This window comes from Streptomyces sp. NPDC057854 (assembly GCF_042797055.1).
GTDB lineage: Bacteria > Actinomycetota > Actinomycetes > Streptomycetales > Streptomycetaceae > Streptomyces.
In genome coordinates, this window is the sequence record NZ_JBHVMF010000014.1 from 115,601 (window position 1) to 132,914 (window position 17,314).

Here is a 17,314-nt window from a genome sequence, read left to right on the forward strand (position 1 = left end):
GGTGCGCCCCTTGGGGCCAAAACCAAGCTGTGACATGGGTGTTGAGCGGCGCCAGGGGCGTGCGGCGGGCGTGCGCGCGGGCGTACGGGCGTACGCGGCGGCCGGCACCCGCACTCAGCGCGTCAGTTCCGCCAGCGCCGTGCGGATCTCGGCGGTCATCCGGTCCGGGTGCGCGAACACCTCCCGGGCCGTGAAGCGCAGGACCCGGCGGATCTCCGGACAGGACTGGAGGGCGTTGAAGCGGGCGATGTCCCGTTCGTGGGCGCGCCGCGTGCCGTGGTACGCGAACCCCTCGACCTCCACCGCGAGTCCCGCCTCCCGGAAGAGGAAGTCCGGGTGCAGCGGGCGGCCCGCGGGGGTCCGCAGCGGCGGCTGGCACGCGGGGAAGAGGCCGGCGTCGGCCATGCGCAGCCGGGCCACGGTCTCCGCCGGCGAGCCCGCCGCCGGGTGCGCCAGCCGCAGCCAGGCGCGGGCGCGCGGCGCCCCCGGCCGGCGGACGGCCAGCTGCGTGGCCAGGTCCTCGCGCCGGACCAGCGGCCCTCTCCGTACCCCCTCCGCCACCCGCCCGGACAGCGCCGAGTCCGCCGCGACGACGGCCGCCTCTCTGCTGCCGGAGGCCCGTATCAGGTCGGCGACCGTCCGCGCGGCCGTCGTCGCGCGCAGGCCCCGGCGCAGGCAGACGTCCTCCGGCGGCAGGGAGGCGCGGCACGCGCCGGGGTCGGGGGCGGGCGCCAGGAGCTCGACGCGGTGCAGCCGGGCGGCCGTCCCGTACCGGCAGACCCGCCGGGGGCCCAGCAGTTGGAGCGCGGTCTCCCGGACCCGCCAGTCCGTCTCCTTGCCCGGCACCGCCCACGCGCCCCGGCAGATCCGCTGCCAGCCGTCCCGCCGCAGGCGCGCGGCGAGCCGGCCCGGCGGCCAGCCCGCTGCCAGCGCCCAGACGGTGAGGAGCACCCCGCCCCGGGCGAGGATCGACAACTCGTACATGTGCCCAACGATCCACGGACGGGGGACGCTTCGCACCCCTGTGGATATCCGCCTGTGGACAACCCCGCGCCCGTTGTCCCCGGAAAGCGTAAAAGTGTCGGCACCGGGGCGCGGGGGAGGAGCATTCTGGACCGAAACACCACAACGCTCCGGGGCAGGGCCGCCGATGCAGCAGCACACCAGACCTCAGACCGACGCTTCTCCCACGATGCCGATGCCGACGCCGACGCCGATGCCGATGCCGACGCCGATGACGCCGACGCCGCCGACGACGACGAAACCGACCACGAGCGTGCAGCTCGTCCACGACCTGCTCGCGCACGTCCCCGCCTTCCGGGGCGCGTACGAGAGCCACGTCTTCCGGCAGGGCGGGGTCCTGCCGCACGTCTTCTTCTGGGATGTCGTCCAGGGCACCGTCCGCTCCTTCCTCGCGGAGGACGGCGAGCCGGACTGGCGCCGCACGCTCGACTTCCTGGAGGAGCAGATCCGGCGCGGGGACTCCGCCGTCGACGAGGTGATCGTGACGTCCTTCCTCGGCGACCTGCCCTCCCCGCAGGAGCCCGGCCACGGCATCGTCGGCCAGCTCGGCCCGGTCATGGCCGCCCGCTTCGGCCGCATGAGGCCCCGGGGCTGACCAGCGGGTCCGCCGGCCGGCGGGACGGCGGCGCCTCGGATAATCGACCCCATGTCCGCGCCCGCCTCCCCCCGCCCCGGTTCCCGCGCCCGCCCGTCCCCGCTCCTCCTCGCCCTCGGCGGGTACGCCGGCACCCGGCTGCTCGGGCTCGCCGTCCTCGCCGGGGCCGCCGCCGCGGCCGGGAAGGACGGCTTCCACCGGCTGAGCGGGCGGTGGGACGCGGTCTGGTACGCGCGGATCGCCGAGCACGGGTACGGGTACGAGGTCACGCTGCCGAACGGCGACGTCCACTCCGACCTGGCGTTCTTCCCGCTGTTCCCGCTCCTCGAACGGATCCTGTCCGCCGTCTCGCCGCTCGACGCCGCCGGTGCCGGGCTGCTGGTCTCGTGGACGGCGTCACTGGCCGCGGCCTGGGGCGTCTACCGCTGCGGCGAGCACGTCGTCTCGGCCCGCGCCGGGGTGCTGCTGGCGGTGCTGTGGGGCGTGTACCCGACCGCGTTCGTGCAGTCGATGGCGTACACGGAGACGTTGTTCACCGCGTTCGCCGCCTGGTCGCTGTACGCGGTGCTGCGCGGGCGGTGGATCCTCGCCGGGCTGCTCTGCGCGGGCGCCGGGCTCACCCGGCCGACCGCCGCCGCGCTGATCGCCGCCCTCGGCGTCACCGCGCTCGTCACGCTGGTCCGGGACCGTCGGCTGCCGTGGCGGACGGTGGCCGGGGTGCTGCTCGCGCCGCTCGGCTGGCTCGGGTACGTCGGATACGTCGGCGTCCGCGAGTCCCGGGCCACCGCCTACTTCGACGTCCAGGCCGGCTGGGGCAACTCCGTCGACGGCGGCGTCGCCCTCGCCCGTTTCGTCGCCTCCCTGCCCTGGCCCGCGGCGCTCGGCCTGTGCGCCGCCCTCGCGCTGCTGGTGTGGCTGGTGGTGCTGGGCGTGCGGCAGCGCCAGCCGCTGCCGCTGCTCGTGTACACGGCCGGGGTGGTCGTCCTGTCGCTGGTCGGCGCCGCGTACTTCGGGTCCCGGCCGCGCCTGATGATGCCGGCCTTCGGGCTGCTGCTGCCGCCCGCCGCCGCGCTCGCCCGCCTCCGTACCGGCCCCGCCGCCGGCGTCCTCGCGGCGCTGGCCATGGCCTCCGCCGGCTACGGCGCCTTCACCCTCCTGGGCCCCGGCCCGCCCTGACCCGGACCGCCCTAACCCGCCCCGCCCCTGCCCTCGCCCGGCGCCTCCTCCGCCCCCGCCCCCGCCACCACCACCGTCACCCGCACCCCCGGCCGCAGCCCCCAGCCGGCCATCGTGCCCGCCTCCGCCTCCAGCACGTGCCGGGCGCGGAGGCGGAGCGCCCCGAGGCGGCCCGGGCGCATCGTGACGACGGACAGCACCCGCAGCCCCCGATCCAGGTGGGCGACGTCGATCGGGAAGGCCATCCCGAAGGTGTGCACGCTGCTCGCCGGGGTGAGGAGCATCGCCCCCGCGATCCCGGCCCGGCCTAGCAGCCCGCGCCGCCGCGCCCGGTACGAGGCCGCGATCTCCAGCGGTACGGCCGCACCGCCCGGCACCGTGAGCGTGCCCGTCCCGTCCCGCCAACTCCGGCCCATGCGCCCGACCTTAGCCCTAAGGTCGCTGCGTGTACCCGTCGCTGATCGTTCTCGCCGCCCTGTGGGGCGCCGCCGCCGGGCTGCTCGTGCCGCGGGCCGCGTACCGGCTCTCCGTGGAGCCCGGGGAGCCCTGGCGGGAGCTGTGCCCGGCCGGGCACCGGCTCGCCGGCCCGGCCCGCGGCTGGCTCGGCGGACCCGGCCGCGCCGGGTGCGCGACGACCCCCGCGCCGTCCGCGGCGCCGCTGCTGACCGCGCTGGTGTGCGCGCTGCTCGCCGCCGCGACCGGCGGTCCCCGGCCGGAGCTCGCCGTCTGGCTGCTGACCGCGCCCTTCGGCGTCCTGCTCGGCTGCGTCGACGTCCGGGTGCAGCGGCTGCCGGACGGGGTGACCCTGCCGCTCGCGGCCGCCGTGCCGCTGCTGCTCGGGGCAGCCGAGCTGCTGCCGTACGACGCCGGCTCCTGGTCGCACGCGCTGCTCGGGGCGGCGACGCTCGGCGGCGGCTATCTCGCGCTGCACCTCGTCAACCCGCAGGGCCTCGGCTTCGGGGACGTGAAACTGGCCGTGCCGCTGGGCGCCGCCCTCGGCTGGTACGGCTGGGGCGTGCTCTTCACCGGCGCGTTCCTGGGCTTCCTGCTCGGCGCCGGGTACGGCTTCGGGCGCGTCCTGCTGGGCCGCGCGGGCCGCTCCTCCCTGATCCCCTTCGGGCCGTTCATGCTCGCCGGCGCCCTGCTCGGCCTCGCCCTCGGCGCCTTCACCGCCCAGCCCTGACCGCGCGGGGCCGGGCGGTCGCGGCGCGCCACGCCACCCGTGCCACCCGTGGCGCCCGTCTCTGTCGGTGGCGGCGTCAATACCGGCCGTTCCCCCGTCGGAGGGACGGAACTCCGCCGCCACGCCGGGGCGCAAACCCGCCACGGAACCCCGGAGCCCTTGGGGCGTCTGGGATCCGGGGAAATCCGGCCGCTCCGTTCGGCGCACGTGGCACGCGACCCGACTGGCGAAGGGTTATGGTGGAACCCCCCCCTCGGGCCGGTCCGTATCCCCCCCACGGACCGGCCCGTTTTCTTTCTCCGTCTCTTTCCCTCCCGCGACGGGCGGGCGTCAGCCCCGGCCGGCCCAGATGTTGGTGCCCTCGGTGTCGACGGCGAAGGAGTCGATCTCCTTCAGCTCCGCGTCGGTGAGCGGCGCGGAGGCCAGCGCCGCCACGTTCTCCTCCAGCTGCGCCACGCTCGACGCGCCGATCAGGGCCGACGTCATCCGCGGGTCGCGCAGCACCCACTTCAGCGCCAGCTGGGCCAGCGACTGCCCGCGCCGCTCCGCGATGTCGGCGAGGCCGCGCAGCCGGCGCAGTACCTCGTCGGAGAGCAGGTTCGGGTCGAGGGACTTGCCCTGGGTGGCTCGGGAGCCCTCCGGGATGCCCTTCAGGTACTTGTTGGTGAGCAGGCCCTGGGCGAGCGGTACGAAGGAGATGCAGCCCATGCCGGCCGTCTCCAGCGTGTCGAGCAGCCCGTCGTCCTCGATCCAGCGGTTGATCATCGAGTACGAGGGCTGGTGGATCAGGGCCGGGACGCCCATCTCCTTGAGCAGCCGCGCCGCCTCGGCGGTCTGCTCCGCGTTGTACGAGGAGACGCCGACGTACAGCGCCTTGCCCTGCTGGACCGCGGAGGCGAGCGCCCCCATGGTCTCCTCCAGCGGGGTCTCCGGGTCGAAGCGGTGCGAGTAGAAGATGTCGACGTGGTCGAGGCCCATCCGCTTCAGGGAGGCGTCGAGCGAGGACATCAGGTACTTCCGGGAGCCCCACTCGCCGTACGGGCCGGGGTGCATCAGATAGCCCGCCTTCGTCGAGACGATCAGCTCGTCCCGGTAGGACGCGAAGTCCTGGGCGAAGATCTTGCCGAAGTTCAGCTCGGCGGAGCCGGGCGGCGGCCCGTAGTTGTTCGCCAGGTCGAAGTGGGTGACGCCGAGGTCGAAGGCGCGGCGGAGGATCGCCCGCTGCGAGTCGAGCGTGCGGTCGTCGCCGAAGTTGTGCCAGAGGCCCAGGGAGACGGCGGGGAGCTTGAGTCCGCTGCGGCCCGAGCGGCGGTACTCCATGGAGTCGTAACGCTCGGCGGCGGCGCGGTAGAGGGGGGATTCAGTCACGTGTCTCTGCTTATCACGGAGCTGTGACACAACCGGACGGAGTTGTGACACGCCCGGACTGGGACCCTTCATCCGACCGCAGTAGTGTGGCGGCTTGCGAACCGCCCGCCCATGGAGGGGTAAAGAACAGTGAACCTGCGCGACCTGGTGTACGGGCTCTACGCACGCCGGGTGGAAGGCCGTCTCGACCACGACCAGGTGCCCAAGCACATCGGCGTCATCCTGGACGGCAACCGGCGCTGGGCCAAGGCGTCCGGCGGGACGCCCGAGCAGGGACACAAGGCCGGCGCGGACAAGATCCAGGAGCTGCTCGGCTGGTGCGCCGAGACCGACGTCGAGGTCGTCACGCTCTGGATGCTCTCCACGGACAACCTGAACCGCCCCGAGGAGCAGCTGGTCCCGCTGCTCGGCATCATCGAGAACGCGGTGCGGGCGCTCGCCGCCGACGGCCGCTGGCGGGTGCACCACGTCGGCACCATGGACCTGCTGCCGTCCCGGACGCAGACGGTCCTCAAGGAGGCCCAGGAGGCCACCCGCACCAACACCGGGATACTGGTCAACGTCGCCGTCGGCTACGGCGGCCGGCAGGAGATCGCGGACGCGGTCCGCTCGCTCCTCCTCGACCACGCCGAGCGCGGCACCAGCTTCGAGGAGCTGGCCGAGACGGTCTCCATCGACCTCATCTCGGAGCACCTGTACACGCGCGGGCAGCCCGACCCGGACTTGGTGATCCGCACCAGCGGCGAGCAGCGCCTCTCCGGCTTCATGCTGTGGCAGAGCGCCCACTCGGAGTACTACTTCTGCGAGGTCCACTGGCCGGCCTTCCGCAAGGTCGACTTCCTGCGCGCGCTGCGCGACTACGCCGCCCGGCACCGGCGCTACGGCACCTGAGGCCCGCGCCCCCTCTCCGCGCGGAACACGGGTCCCGGAGGAGTCACCGGACGTTCATGAACGCGCCGTCATAGGCCGTGGCATGGCGAGGAGTGTTCAAGGGAATAAGCCTGGTGAAGTGAGCGGCACGGAGACCGCCACCCGGGAGGCCCCTTGCACCAGGACGACCGTGCGGGACACGCACGGGAGAAGCGGAGGGCCGGTGTTCGGCCCGCGCTCGGCGGTCCGATCCCGGTCCCATTCCGCCGCGACAACGGTGATTCCGTCGCACCCCGGCCTTTTTCGGGTCTTCAGAGGGGGTCTGTCCTTCCGTGGTGACCAGCACGAAGCGCCGTCTTTCCGACCGGCGCACCTATGTTCTCGACACCAGCGTCCTGCTCGCCGACCCCAAGGCGATGTCCCGCTTCGAGGAGCACGAGGTCGTGCTCCCGATCGTGGTGGTGACCGAGCTGGAGGCCAAGCGGCACCACCCCGAGCTCGGGTACTTCGCCCGTCAGGCGCTGCGCCTGCTGGACGACTTCCGGGTGCGGTACGGGCGGCTCGACGCCCCCCTGCCCATCGGGGACCTCGGCGGCACGCTGCGGGTCGAGCTCAACCACTCCGACCCCGGTGTGCTGCCGGCCGGCTACCGGCTGGGCGACAACGACTCCCGGATCCTCGCGGTCGCGCGCAACCTCCAGGCGGAGGGCTACGACGTCACGGTGGTCTCCAAGGACCTGCCGCTGCGCATCAAGGCGTCCTCGGTGGGCCTGCTCGCCGAGGAGTACCGCGCCGAGCTCGCCATCACGGACGCCAACGGCTGGACCGGGATGTCCGAGCTGAGCCTCTCCGCCGAGCAGGTGGACCTGCTGTACGACGAGGAGCGGCTGTACGTGCCGGAGGCGGCCGAGCTGCCCGTCCACACCGGCCTGGTGCTCCAGTCGGAGCGCGGCAAGGCGCTCGGGCGGGTCGGCGCCGACGGGAACGTGCGGCTTGTCCGCGGCGACCGGGAGGCGTTCGGGATCCGGGGCCGCAGCGCCGAGCAGCGGATCGCGCTCGACCTGCTGCTCGACCCGGACGTCGGCATCATCTCGATGGGCGGCCGGGCCGGCACCGGCAAGTCGGCGCTCGCGCTCTGCGCGGGCCTGGAAGCGGTCCTGGAGCGCCGTCAGCACCAGAAGGTGATGGTCTTCCGTCCGCTGTACGCGGTCGGCGGGCAGGACCTCGGCTATCTGCCGGGCAGCGAGTCCGAGAAGATGAGCCCGTGGGCGCAGGCGGTCTTCGACACGCTGTCGTCGGTCGCCGGGCGCGAGGTGATCGAGGAGGTGCTGTCCCGGGGGATGCTGGAGGTCCTTCCGCTCACCCACATCCGGGGCCGCTCGCTCCACGACGCGTTCGTCATCGTGGACGAGGCCCAGTCCCTGGAGCGGAACGTCCTGCTGACCGTTCTGTCCCGCATCGGGGCGAATTCGCGGGTGGTGCTCACCCATGACGTCGCCCAGCGGGACAACCTGCGGGTGGGGCGGTACGACGGAGTGGTCGCCGTGGTCGAGAAACTGAAGGGGCATCCGCTCTTCGCGCACGTCACCCTGACCCGTTCGGAGCGGTCGCCGATCGCGGCCCTGGTCACCGAGATGCTGGAGGACGGGCACCTGTAGGCCTGATTCGTACCGTTTGGCTCCCGTACGGGAGTTGGCGCCGCCCGGCGAAGCGCAGGAGCTTAGCCGGGCGGCGCCTCCGTGTCCGCGACATCCGCCAAAAGACCTGCGTCCCAAGAGGTGTGAGCTTTCACACGCAACACGGAATTGCCTTGCGGCGTCCGCTTCCGGCAAAGTCTTGCTTCCGTCAGGCCCCGCATACGGCACCCGTGCCCCTTCGAGCGTTCGAAGGGGCACACCGCAGCACCACAACTCCACACTCGCCGCCGTATGCCGCCCACAGCACCACGGGCCCGTGTCTTCTGTGACCCGGTACGACGAAGACCAGCGCCAGGGGCACGATTTCGCCCGCGAGGTCACCGGTGCGGGCGATGCTGGAAGGAAACCGTGTGAGCCGGATCTCGGTCCGGGGATTCGCCGTGGCGTCTGCCACTGCGGTCACCACCGTCGGCGCCGTCGTCGGAGTTGCCACGGGCAACGCCGCCCAGGCCACTTCGGACGACAACTTCGAGGCCACCGCGGCCGACACCACCCTGCTCGCGGACATTCCCGCGGGTTCGCAGGCGCAGGTGCAGGTCGCCTCCCTCGCGGAGCAGGCCGACGTCCAGGCCGCCGCCGCGGACGCCACCGCCCGGAAGAGCGCCGAGGAGGCCGCCCGCCTCAAGGCCGCCCAGGACGCGGAGGCGAAGAAGAAGGCCGCCGACGAGAAGGCCGAGCAGGAGCGCAAGGAGCGCGAGGAGCGCGAAGCGCGGGAGGCCCGCGAGAAGGCGGAGCAGGAGCGCGCCAGCCGCGACGCCGTCCGCGACGCGTCGAGCTTCGCCGCCCAGGGCTCGTACTCCGTCTCCGAGGTCAAGGCGATGGCCCGCCAGATGATCCCGGCCTCGCAGTTCCAGTGCTTCAGCAACATCGTGGACCACGAGTCCGGCTGGAACTACCGGGCCGTCAACCCGTCCTCCGGCGCCTACGGCCTCGTCCAGGCGCTGCCGGGCAGCAAGATGTCCTCGGCCGGCGCCGACTGGCAGACCAACCCCGCCACCCAGATCAAGTGGGGCCTCAGCTACATGAACGGCCGGTACGGCAGCCCCTGCGGCGCCTGGTCGTTCTGGCAGGCCAACCGCTGGTACTAGACCGGCGCGCGCTCAACCCGGGCGAGCCCCGCACCGTCCTACGGTGCGGGGCTCCCTGCGTGTAGGTTGCCAGGGACCGAACGGGGGAAGAGGGGCGAGATGTCGAGACTGCCAGGCTGGGTGAACCGACTGGGCGCGGGCATCAGCAGGATCGGGAGCGAACTGAGCGCCCGGCGCGCGGAGGCCGAGCGGCCCGAGCCGGCCGGACCGCCGTACGAGCGCCCGCCGGTGACGCCCGCTCCGGAGACCGCGCCCCCCGCCGGAGCGCCGGCCGAGGGCCCCGCCGGGGCGCCGGCCGCCGTCGCCGAGGGCCGTACCGTCCCCGCCCCGCCCGCCTACGCCCCCGCCGTGCCCGCCCGGCCCGACCCGGTCTCCGCGATCCCGTGGGGGCTGCGGGTCGCCGGCGAGGCCGGCTGGCGGCTGCTCGTCCTCGCCGGCACCGTCTGGGTGCTGATGCGGGTCATCAGCTCCGTCCAGCTCGTCGTCCTCGCCTTCGTCGCCGCGCTCCTGGTGACCGCGCTGCTCCAGCCGACCGTCGCCCGGCTGCGGTCCATGGGCGTGCCGCGGGGGCTCGCCACCGCCATCACCGCCATCTCCGGCTTCGTCGTGATGGGCCTGGTCGGCTGGTTCGTGGTGTGGCAGGTGATGGACAACATCGACAACCTCACCGACCGGGTCAGGGACGGCATCGAGGAGCTGAAGCGCTGGCTCCTGGACAGCCCCTTCCACGTGACCGAGCGCCAGATCAACGACATCGCCAAGAACCTGAGCGACACCATCGGCGCCAACGCCGAGCAGATCACCTCCGCCGGGCTCCAGGGCGTCACCGTCATCGTCGAGACGATGACCGGCATCCTGCTCGCCATGTTCTCCACCCTCTTCCTGCTGTACGACGGGAAGAAGGTCTGGGAGTGGACGCTCAAGCTCGTCCCCGCGCAGGCCAGGCCGGGCGTCGCCGGCGCCGGGCCGCGCGCCTGGCGCACCCTCACCGCCTATGTGCGCGGCACCGTGCTCGTCGCGCTCATCGACGCCGTGTTCATCGGCCTCGGCCTGTACTTCCTCGACGTGCCGATGGCGGTCCCGCTGGCCGTCTTCATCTTCCTCTTCGCCTTCATCCCGCTCGTCGGCGCGGTCATCTCCGGCGCGCTCGCGGTGCTGGTCGCGCTCGTCACCAACGGGGTGTTCACCGCGCTGATGGTCCTCGTGGTCGTGCTCGCCGTGCAGCAGATCGAGGGCCACGTCCTCCAGCCGTTCATCCTCGGCCGGGCCGTCCGCGTCCATCCGCTGGCCGTCGTGCTCGCGGTCGCCGCCGGCGGTCTGACCGCCGGCATCGGCGGCGCCGTCGTCGCCGTGCCGCTGGTCGCGGTCGCCAACACCGTGGTCGGCTACCTGCGGGCGTGGAGCCACGAGCCGGCGCTGCTCACCGCCGCCGAGCCGCGCGGCGCGACCGCCTTCGCGGTGGCGCCCACGCCGGCGCCCGGCTCGCCGGAGCGGAAGGGCGAGGCGTGATCTCCGAACCCGAACTGGAGGGCGGCACCCCCTTCGAGACGGCCGAGGTGCTGACGGAGGAGCGGGCGCCGCGCCCGCCGCGCGGCCGCCGGCCCTGGCTGTGGGCGCTCGGCGGGGCGGTGACCGCGTCCGCGGTGTGGGGCGCCGGGCTGTACGCGTACGGGCCCGTGCGGCAGGACGACGGCGTGGACGCGCGCGGCTACCAGGCGGTCGACGACCTGTGCGCGCGGGCGGAACTGAAGGGCATGGGCGCCGTGCTCGGCGAGCGCGGCGCCGACGGCACCGGCCCCGAGGTGCGCGATCCGGCGCTGGAGATCCGCACCTGCGTCGTCAACTTCGGCGAGGGCGACCGCGAGCAGAGCGTCACCGTCACCTACAGCCTGCACCGCCGCAGCGACCCGGAGCCCGAGTTCGAGGCGCTGGCCCGGACCTCGGACCTGACGCAGCCGGTCGGCGGCGTCGGCGAGCGGGCGTTCTTCGGCGACGCCGGCGAGGACGGCGGGGTGCTGCGGGTCCTCGACGGCCCGGCCGTCCTGGAGATCGAGGCGTACCGGACGTACTACGGGGGTGAGGACGGGGAGGTCACGGGGCAGGGGGCGCCCGACCTGTCCGGGGTCGACGTGCCGATGACCCAGGACGTCCTCGCCCTGATGGCGGCGCTGAAGAAGAAGTAGCGGCGGGTACGGAGAAGGGCCCCGGAGCAGCGTGTGCTCCGGGGCCCTTCCGCGGACCGGGGTCCCGGTACCGGGGTGTCCCGCCTACTCGGCGAGGACGGCCTCGGCGTCCAGGGTGACGGCGACCGCCTGGATCACCGCGGCGATCTTGAACGCCTCCTGGATCGTCTCGCGGTCGACGCCGGCCTTGCGCAGGACCTGCTCGTGCGAGTCCAGGCACTGGCCGCAGCCGTTGATCGCGGAGACGGCCAGCGACCAGAGCTCGAAGTCGACCTTCTCGACGCCCGGGTTGCCGATGACGTTCATCCGCAGGCCGGCCCGCATCGTCCCGTACTCGGGGTCCGACAGCAGGTGCCGGGTCCGGTAGAAGACGTTGTTCATCGCCATGATCGCGGCGGCGGACTTGGCGGCCTGGTACGCCTCGGGCTTCAGGTTCGCCTGGGCCTCGGGCTCCAGCTCCTTCAGCACCTTCGGCGAGCGCGAGGCGATCGCGCAGGCCAGCACCGTGCCCCACAGCTGCTGCTGCGGGAGCTCGCTGTTGCCGATGACCGAGCCGAGGTTCAGCTTCAGGTCCTTGGCGAAGTCCGGTACGGCGGCCTTCAGCTCATCGAGCGCCATGCTCACTCACCGGCCAGGAGCTTGACCGGGTCGAGGGTGTCCTCGCCCTTGCTCCAGTTGCAGGGGCACAGCTCGTCGGTCTGCAGGGCGTCGAGGACCCGCAGGACCTCCTTGGGGTTACGGCCCACGGAACCGGCGGTCACCATGGTGAACTGGATCTCGTTGTTCGGGTCCACGATGAAGACGGCGCGCTGGGCGAAGCCGTCCTCGCCCTCGACGCCGCAGTCGCGCATGAGCTCGTGCTTCGAGTCGGCGAGCATCGGGAAGGGCAGGTCACGCAGGTCGTCGTGGTCCTTGCGCCAGGCGTGGTGCACGAACTCGGAGTCGCCGGAGACACCGAGGATCTGGGCGTCGCGGTCGGCGAACTCGTCGTTCAGCTTGCCGAACGCGGCGATCTCGGTCGGGCAGACGAAGGTGAAGTCCTTCGGCCAGAAGAACACCACACGCCACTTGCCCTCGTAGGACTTGTGGTCGATCTGCGCGAACTCCTTGCCGCTCTCCAGCGACACGCAGGCGGTCAGGTCGTAGGTGGGGAACTGGTCACCGACAGTGAGCACACGCTCTCCTTGCAGATCGGAAGGGTCCCTTTTGGGGGCTTCCATGAGGGGTTGGACGGATCACAGGATGGCACGCGGTGCATTGATCAGGGAAATAGCTAGAGTGGGTCGTGTTGATCGAAGGTGGTTATCAGTGGCTTCCCCGTACCTCCCCCCGCACGGCCCCCCGCGCGCCAAACAGCCCAGCTTGTCCCAGCTCAGGGCCTTCGCGGCGGTCGCCGAGCACTTGCACTTCCGGGACGCGGCAGCCGCCATCGGCATGAGCCAGCCCGCGCTGTCGGGCGCGGTTTCGGCCCTCGAAGAGGCACTCGGTGTCCAGCTCCTGGAGCGGACCACCCGGAAGGTGCTGCTCTCGCCCGCCGGCGAACGGCTCGCGGTCCGCACCCGGGCCGTCCTCGACGCCGTCGCCGAACTGATGGAGGAGGCCGAGGGCGCCCGCGCCCCCTTCACCGGCGTGCTCCGGCTCGGCGTCATCCCCACCGTCGCGCCCTATCTGCTGCCGGCCGTGCTGCGCCTGACCCACCGCCGCTACCCCGAGCTCGACCTCCAGGTCCACGAGGAGCAGACCTCCTCGCTCCTGGAGGGCCTGGCCGCCGGCCGGCTCGACCTGCTGCTCCTCGCCGTCCCGCTCGGTGCCCCCGGCGTCACCGAGCTCCCGCTCTTCGACGAGGACTTCGTGCTCGTCACCGGCCAGGAGCACCCGCTCGCCGGCCGCGACGACATCCCCCGCGACGCCCTGCGGGAGCTGCGGCTGCTGCTGCTCGACGAGGGGCACTGCCTGCGCGACCAGGCCCTCGACGTGTGCCGGGAGGCCGGGCGCGAGGACGGCGCCGAGGTCACCACCACCGCGGCCGGCCTGTCGACCCTGGTGCAGCTGGTCGCCGGCGGGCTCGGCGTCACCCTGCTGCCGCGCACCGCCGTCACCGTCGAGACCGCCCGCGACCCGGCCCTGCGCACCGGCACCTTCACCGCCCCGGCCCCCAGCCGCCGGATCGCCCTCGCGATGCGGTCCGGCGCGGCCCGCCAGTCCGAGTTCGAGGAGCTGGCCGAGGCGCTGCGAGAGGAGCTGTCCTCGCTGCCCGTACGGGTCCTCGGCCCCGACGGCGGCGACGCCTGAGCGCACGCGCGGGCGCGGGTTCCCGGCACCCCCCGATGCCGGGAACCCGCGCCCCGTCCTCGTACTCCGCGGATCCCGCGTCGTACATCAGCCCGGCGGGTTACTCCGTGCGCAGCCCGTCCGCGCGGGTCAGCCGCCACAGCAGCGGCAGGCTCAGCAGCGTCACCGCCGCGATCAGCCCGGCGCCGACGCCGGCCACCGGCAGGAACACCGACCAGTCGTGCACCCGCTGCTCCGTCATCGCGAGCAGCACCGAGCCGAGGCCCAGGCCGCCCGCCGCCGCCAGCGCCAGGCCGACGGTGATCGGCACCGCCGTCTGCCACAGCACCGACCAGCACAGGGTGGTGCGGCGGGTGCCGAAGGCGACCAGCGAGGACAGCAGCCGCCTGCGGTCCCGCAGCTGCTCCAGGGTCGTCACCAGCAGCGAGGCCGCGACCAGCAGCATCGTCAGGGTCGAGCCGACCAGGATGCCGGTGCGGACGCTGAGGAAGCGGGCGCTCTGCTCGGTCTCGCTCAGGCCCCGGACGGCGGCGGTCGGGTCGATCTCCAGGGCCGCGTTCCGCACCAGTTCGGGGGCGTCCCGGTGGCCGGGGGCGAGCCGGACCATCACCTGGGCCCGCGGCTCGTCCAGCCGGGTCGCGTCGATCGCCTTCGGGGTGGCGAGCAGCCCGTAGTGGCGGAATCCGGCCGGGTCGGTGCGGGCCTGCACGGTGGGGGCGTCGGCGGGGACCCGCCAGGCGGGCGGGGCGCCCTTGTGGGCCTGGGGGTCGCGGAGCACCACGTCCGCGCCGGGCCGGGCGGTCTTCGCCTGCCACGCGGCGTCCGGGGCGTCGGAGGCGCCCGGCGCCGGCTTCACCACGAAGACGTCGCCGTCGGCGCAGGACGGCAGCGTGGCGTACTCGCGCAGCGAGGCGCAGTCGCCGACCCGGATCGAGGTGAGCGGCGCGAAGTCCTCGCCGGGCTTCAGCGGGCCGGGGCGGAAGACGTGCGACTCGATCGTGCCGATCGCCGCGGTGACGCCGTCGACGGCGGTGAGCCGGTCGATCGCCCGGCGCGCCTCGCCGCCGTCCCGGACGCTCAGACGCGCTTCGAGCTGGGCGCGGCTGGTGTCGTGGCCGGTGGCCGAGACGAGGTCCCGTTCCATCGCCTGGAAGAGCATCTGGAGCGCGATCGCCCCGGCCGCCGCCACCACGATCCCGCTGACCGCGCGGGCGGCGGTGCCGCTGGACAGCTGGAGCCGGCGCACGGCGAGCTGCCAGGACACCGGGCCGCCGCGCAGCCGCTTCACCGACGCCTCGACCAGCCACGGCAGCAGCCCGGTCAGGCCGATCAGCACCAGGACGGTGCCGCCGCCGATGGTGAGGGCGTCGATGCCGGTGTCCTGGATCCCGATGTCGCCGATCGTCGGGGCGAGCAGCGCGGCCCCGGCGGCGAGGATCAGCAGCCGCCACCACAGCCGGCGGCGGCGCGGGGTCGCGGTGCGGACCACGCCGAGCGGTTCGATGGCGACCCCGCGCAGCGCGAGGAGCGTGACGACCACGGAGGCGACCGGCACCACGGCGAGCACCAGCAGGGCCAGCGGGGTGTTCGGGACGACGTCGGACGGGAAGGCGTTGACATCCCAGATCTCGACGGTGCCGGCGAACTGCCGGGCGATCAGGAAGAGCGCGCCGCCCAGGAACAGGCCGAGGAGCGCGCCGGCGAGGGATTCGCCGGCGGCGACCCGCCGGGTGGTGGCGTTGTCGGCGCCGACGAGCCGGAGCGCGGCGAGTCTGCGGTCGCGCTGTTCGCCGCCGAAGCGGGCGGCGGTCGCGATGAACACCAGCACGGGCAGCAGCAGCACCACGTACGCGATGACGACGAGGAGCAGCAGGAAGGCGTTCATCGGTTCCTCGGGCACCGACCAGCCGTAGCGCTCGGCGCGCCCGTCGTAGTTGTCGGTGGTGAGGAAGCCGGTGTGGGCCACGTACCGGAGTTCGTTGGGTCCGATCAGTCCGTCCTGGTCGATCGTCCCGGCGGTCTTGTACGGGAGCCGTTCCCTGAGGAGGGCGCCGTCGGGGGATGCGAGGACGTCGGCGAGGGCGGGGGAGACCAGCATCTCGCCCTCGGCGGGTACGCCGGGGGTGCCGGGCGGTGCCGGGGCCTTCGGGCCCTCCGGCTTGAGCAGCAGGCCGGTGAGGGGCCGGCCGCGGTAGGAGGTGTGCTGGGTGTAGTGGAGGAAGGTGTCGGCGCGGGCCTCGGTGACCTCGTGCGCGGCGTCGGCGGCGCGGGCCGCCTCCCGGACCTCGCGCTGGAAGAGCATGTTCGGCAGCGAGGAGGCGAGCAGCAGCAGCGCGACGCCGAAGCCGACGCCGGCGGCGGTGAGCAGGGTGCGGAGCAGTCCGGAGCGTCCACCGGCGACGGCGAAGCGGGCGCCGAGGGTCAGGTCGCGGGCCCAGGCGGCCGGGCTCACGCGGCCCACTCCGTGTCGCGGACGGAGCCGTCGCGGACCACGACCTCGCGGTCGGACCAGGCGGCGACGCGGGCCTCGTGGGTGACGAGGACGACGGCGGCGCCGGTGTCCCGGGACGCCTCGGTGAGCAGGCTCATCACGCGCTCGCCGTTGAGGGAGTCGAGGGCGCCGGTCGGTTCGTCGGCGAAGATCACGCGCGGGGCGGTGACGAGGGCGCGGGCGACGGCGACCCGCTGGCCCTGGCCGCCGGATATCTCGCCGGGGCGCTTGCCGGCGGTGTCGTCGACCTCCAGCCGGGCGAGCCATTCGACGGCCCGGGCCTCGGCGGCCTTCCGCTTCTCGCCGTTCAGCCGGAGCGGCAGGGCGACGTTCTCCGCGCAGGTCAGCTCGGGGACGAGCTGGCCGAACTGGAAGACGAAGCCGAAGTCGGTGCGGCGCAGGGCGCTGCGGGCGGTGTCGGAGAGGGCGGTGAGGTCGCGCCCGTCGTAGGCGATGGTGCCCGCGTCGGGGCGGACGATGCCGGCGAGACAGTGCAGCAGGGTCGACTTGCCGGAGCCGGAGGGGCCCATGACGGCGACGACCTCGCCGGCCCGCAGCGCGAAGTCGGCGCCGGAGAGCGCCGGGGTGGGGCCGTACGCCTTGGTGAGGCCGGTGGCGCGGAGGAGGGGCGTGCCGGTCATCGGCGGACCTCCTCGGCGAGCCGGTCGAGGCGGGCGGAGGTCAGTTCCAGCCAGCGCAGGTCGGCCTCCAGGTGGAACAGGGCGTGGTCGCAGATGAGCTGGTCGGCGAGGTCGCCGTCCCGCTTGCGGCGGGTGAGCTCGCGCATCAGGCGCAGGTGCTCGGCGCGCTGGGTGTCGAGCAGTTCGGCGGCCCCGCGGCCGGTCATCAGCGCGAGGACGACCTTGGTGTAGAGCGTGGACTGGAGGTACGGCTCCGGCTTCTCGGGGGTCGCGAGCCACTGGGCGACGTCGGTGATGCCGGCGTCGGTGATCGCGTACCGCTTGCGTTCGGGGCCGCCGCCGGGTTCGACGCCGTCGACGACGACGAGGCCGTTCTTCAGGAGGCGGGACATCGTCGAGTAGACCTGGCCGTAGTGGAGCGGCCGGTCGTGGCCGAACCGCTCGTCGAAGGCGCGCTTGAGGTCGTAGCCGTGGCGCGGGCCCGTTTCGAGGAGTCCGAGAAGGGTGTGACCGATGGACATGAGCGTCACTGTACACGGTGTGTATACGCGGGATGTATAGGCGGCCGGGGCGGTCCCGAGCAGGCCGGAAGGGGAAGCGCACGGAAACGGAACCAGTCCTTCACGCAACCATCACGCCCGCCCGCACGTCGGTTCCCCTGGGGGTGGGTGCTGATTCTCACGTCCTGAAAAGACGTGATCGGTTGC

Annotated in this window: 17 protein-coding genes; 9 read left to right on the forward strand and 8 right to left on the reverse strand. The window is 73.4% G+C overall.

All coding sequences use genetic code 11. The annotated features are described in order from the left end of the window. Window positions 1-114: 114 nt before the first annotated feature. Complete coding sequence (locus tag ACFVQZ_RS21115; protein WP_383624788.1) at window positions 115-984, reverse strand: endonuclease domain-containing protein; 870 nt, start codon at window positions 982-984, stop codon at window positions 115-117. A 292-nt stretch (window positions 985-1,276) separates the two neighbouring features. On the opposite strand from ACFVQZ_RS21115, the gene ACFVQZ_RS21120 reads away from it, so the two are divergent. Next, window positions 1,277-1,618 carry a hypothetical protein gene (locus ACFVQZ_RS21120; protein WP_030498160.1) on the forward strand — a complete coding sequence of 114 codons (342 nt, stop codon included), beginning with the start codon at window positions 1,277-1,279 and terminating at the stop codon, window positions 1,616-1,618. Between the two features lie 51 nt (window positions 1,619-1,669). Beyond that, window positions 1,670-2,794: a mannosyltransferase family protein gene (locus ACFVQZ_RS21125; protein WP_383624792.1), complete on the forward strand. Its 1,125-nt coding sequence runs from the start codon at window positions 1,670-1,672 to the stop codon at window positions 2,792-2,794. Between the two features lie 11 nt (window positions 2,795-2,805). Here ACFVQZ_RS21125 and ACFVQZ_RS21130 read toward each other — a convergent pair whose 3' ends face one another. After that, window positions 2,806-3,210, reverse strand: coding sequence for a DUF192 domain-containing protein (locus ACFVQZ_RS21130; protein ID WP_383624795.1), 405 nt, complete (start codon window positions 3,208-3,210; stop codon window positions 2,806-2,808). A gap of 29 nt (window positions 3,211-3,239) precedes the next feature. Here ACFVQZ_RS21130 and ACFVQZ_RS21135 point away from each other — a divergent pair, with 29 nt between their 5' ends. Then, window positions 3,240-3,977 (forward strand): prepilin peptidase, encoded by a 738-nt coding sequence (locus tag ACFVQZ_RS21135; RefSeq protein WP_383624798.1) that lies wholly within the window; start codon window positions 3,240-3,242, stop codon window positions 3,975-3,977. Between the two features lie 330 nt (window positions 3,978-4,307). Here the strand turns inward: ACFVQZ_RS21135 and mgrA are convergent, their stop codons facing one another. Beyond that, window positions 4,308-5,345: an L-glyceraldehyde 3-phosphate reductase gene (gene mgrA, locus ACFVQZ_RS21140; protein WP_383624800.1), complete on the reverse strand. Its 1,038-nt coding sequence runs from the start codon at window positions 5,343-5,345 to the stop codon at window positions 4,308-4,310. Window positions 5,346-5,474: 129 nt separating this feature from the next. Between mgrA and ACFVQZ_RS21145 the strand changes: the two genes are divergently transcribed. The 5 genes from ACFVQZ_RS21145 to ACFVQZ_RS21165 all read left to right on the forward strand — a co-directional run bounded on the left by ACFVQZ_RS21145 (window position 5,475) and on the right by ACFVQZ_RS21165 (window position 11,183). Continuing rightward, window positions 5,475-6,236 (forward strand): isoprenyl transferase, encoded by a 762-nt coding sequence (locus ACFVQZ_RS21145; protein ID WP_030498139.1) that lies wholly within the window; start codon window positions 5,475-5,477, stop codon window positions 6,234-6,236. 311 nt (window positions 6,237-6,547) lie between these two features. Next, window positions 6,548-7,873 (forward strand): PhoH family protein, encoded by a 1,326-nt coding sequence (locus ACFVQZ_RS21150; protein ID WP_030498140.1) that lies wholly within the window; start codon window positions 6,548-6,550, stop codon window positions 7,871-7,873. A 389-nt stretch (window positions 7,874-8,262) separates the two neighbouring features. Then, entirely contained in the window at window positions 8,263-9,000 is a 738-nt protein-coding gene (locus ACFVQZ_RS21155; RefSeq protein ID WP_030498141.1) for a transglycosylase SLT domain-containing protein, read from the forward strand. Window positions 9,001-9,099: 99 nt separating this feature from the next. Further along, window positions 9,100-10,509, forward strand: a complete 1,410-nt coding sequence (locus ACFVQZ_RS21160) for an AI-2E family transporter (protein ID WP_383624805.1) — start codon at window positions 9,100-9,102, stop codon at window positions 10,507-10,509. Further along, on the forward strand, window positions 10,506-11,183 hold the full coding sequence (locus tag ACFVQZ_RS21165; RefSeq protein ID WP_030498143.1) for a hypothetical protein: 678 nt from the start codon (window positions 10,506-10,508) through the stop codon (window positions 11,181-11,183). Before ACFVQZ_RS21160 ends, ACFVQZ_RS21165 begins: the two co-directional genes overlap by 4 nt. An 84-nt stretch (window positions 11,184-11,267) precedes the next feature. Here the strand turns inward: ACFVQZ_RS21165 and ACFVQZ_RS21170 are convergent, their stop codons facing one another. Together ACFVQZ_RS21170 and ACFVQZ_RS21175 are read right to left on the reverse strand one after the other, a co-directional pair. Further along, complete coding sequence (locus tag ACFVQZ_RS21170) at window positions 11,268-11,801, reverse strand: alkyl hydroperoxide reductase (protein WP_030498144.1); 534 nt, start codon at window positions 11,799-11,801, stop codon at window positions 11,268-11,270. Between the two features lie 2 nt (window positions 11,802-11,803). Next, window positions 11,804-12,358: a peroxiredoxin gene (locus ACFVQZ_RS21175; protein ID WP_030498145.1), complete on the reverse strand. Its 555-nt coding sequence runs from the start codon at window positions 12,356-12,358 to the stop codon at window positions 11,804-11,806. A gap of 133 nt (window positions 12,359-12,491) precedes the next feature. On the opposite strand from ACFVQZ_RS21175, the gene ACFVQZ_RS21180 reads away from it, so the two are divergent. Beyond that, window positions 12,492-13,475 carry a LysR substrate-binding domain-containing protein gene (locus ACFVQZ_RS21180; RefSeq protein ID WP_383624810.1) on the forward strand — a complete coding sequence of 328 codons (984 nt, stop codon included), beginning with the start codon at window positions 12,492-12,494 and terminating at the stop codon, window positions 13,473-13,475. A gap of 100 nt (window positions 13,476-13,575) precedes the next feature. On the opposite strand, the gene ACFVQZ_RS21185 is transcribed toward ACFVQZ_RS21180, so the two are convergent. From ACFVQZ_RS21185 to ACFVQZ_RS21195, 3 genes are read right to left on the reverse strand one after another with little or no spacing between them, the layout of a single operon-like run. After that, complete coding sequence (locus ACFVQZ_RS21185) at window positions 13,576-15,927, reverse strand: FtsX-like permease family protein (RefSeq protein WP_321193470.1); 2,352 nt, start codon at window positions 15,925-15,927, stop codon at window positions 13,576-13,578. After that, window positions 15,924-16,607 (reverse strand): ABC transporter ATP-binding protein, encoded by a 684-nt coding sequence (locus ACFVQZ_RS21190; RefSeq protein WP_030498148.1) that lies wholly within the window; start codon window positions 16,605-16,607, stop codon window positions 15,924-15,926. Before ACFVQZ_RS21190 ends, ACFVQZ_RS21185 begins: the two co-directional genes overlap by 4 nt. Next, entirely contained in the window at window positions 16,604-17,128 is a 525-nt protein-coding gene (locus ACFVQZ_RS21195) for a PadR family transcriptional regulator (RefSeq protein WP_030498149.1), read from the reverse strand. Before ACFVQZ_RS21195 ends, ACFVQZ_RS21190 begins: the two co-directional genes overlap by 4 nt. Between the last annotated feature and the right edge of the window lie 186 nt (window positions 17,129-17,314).

What these genes read in the sequence shown, in the direction of transcription:
- ACFVQZ_RS21115 (WP_383624788.1), bottom strand. Translation starts at nt 984, where the DNA reads ATGTACGAGTTGTCGATCCTCGCCCGGGGCGGGGTGCTCCTCACCGTC.
- ACFVQZ_RS21125 (WP_383624792.1), top strand. Translation starts at nt 1,670, where the DNA reads ATGTCCGCGCCCGCCTCCCCCCGCCCCGGTTCCCGCGCCCGCCCGTCC.
- ACFVQZ_RS21130 (WP_383624795.1), bottom strand. Translation starts at nt 3,210, where the DNA reads ATGGGCCGGAGTTGGCGGGACGGGACGGGCACGCTCACGGTGCCGGGC.
- ACFVQZ_RS21160 (WP_383624805.1), top strand. Translation starts at nt 9,100, where the DNA reads ATGTCGAGACTGCCAGGCTGGGTGAACCGACTGGGCGCGGGCATCAGC.
- ACFVQZ_RS21170 (WP_030498144.1), bottom strand. Translation starts at nt 11,801, where the DNA reads ATGGCGCTCGATGAGCTGAAGGCCGCCGTACCGGACTTCGCCAAGGAC.
- ACFVQZ_RS21190 (WP_030498148.1), bottom strand. Translation starts at nt 16,607, where the DNA reads ATGACCGGCACGCCCCTCCTCCGCGCCACCGGCCTCACCAAGGCGTAC.
- ACFVQZ_RS21195 (WP_030498149.1), bottom strand. Translation starts at nt 17,128, where the DNA reads ATGTCCATCGGTCACACCCTTCTCGGACTCCTCGAAACGGGCCCGCGC.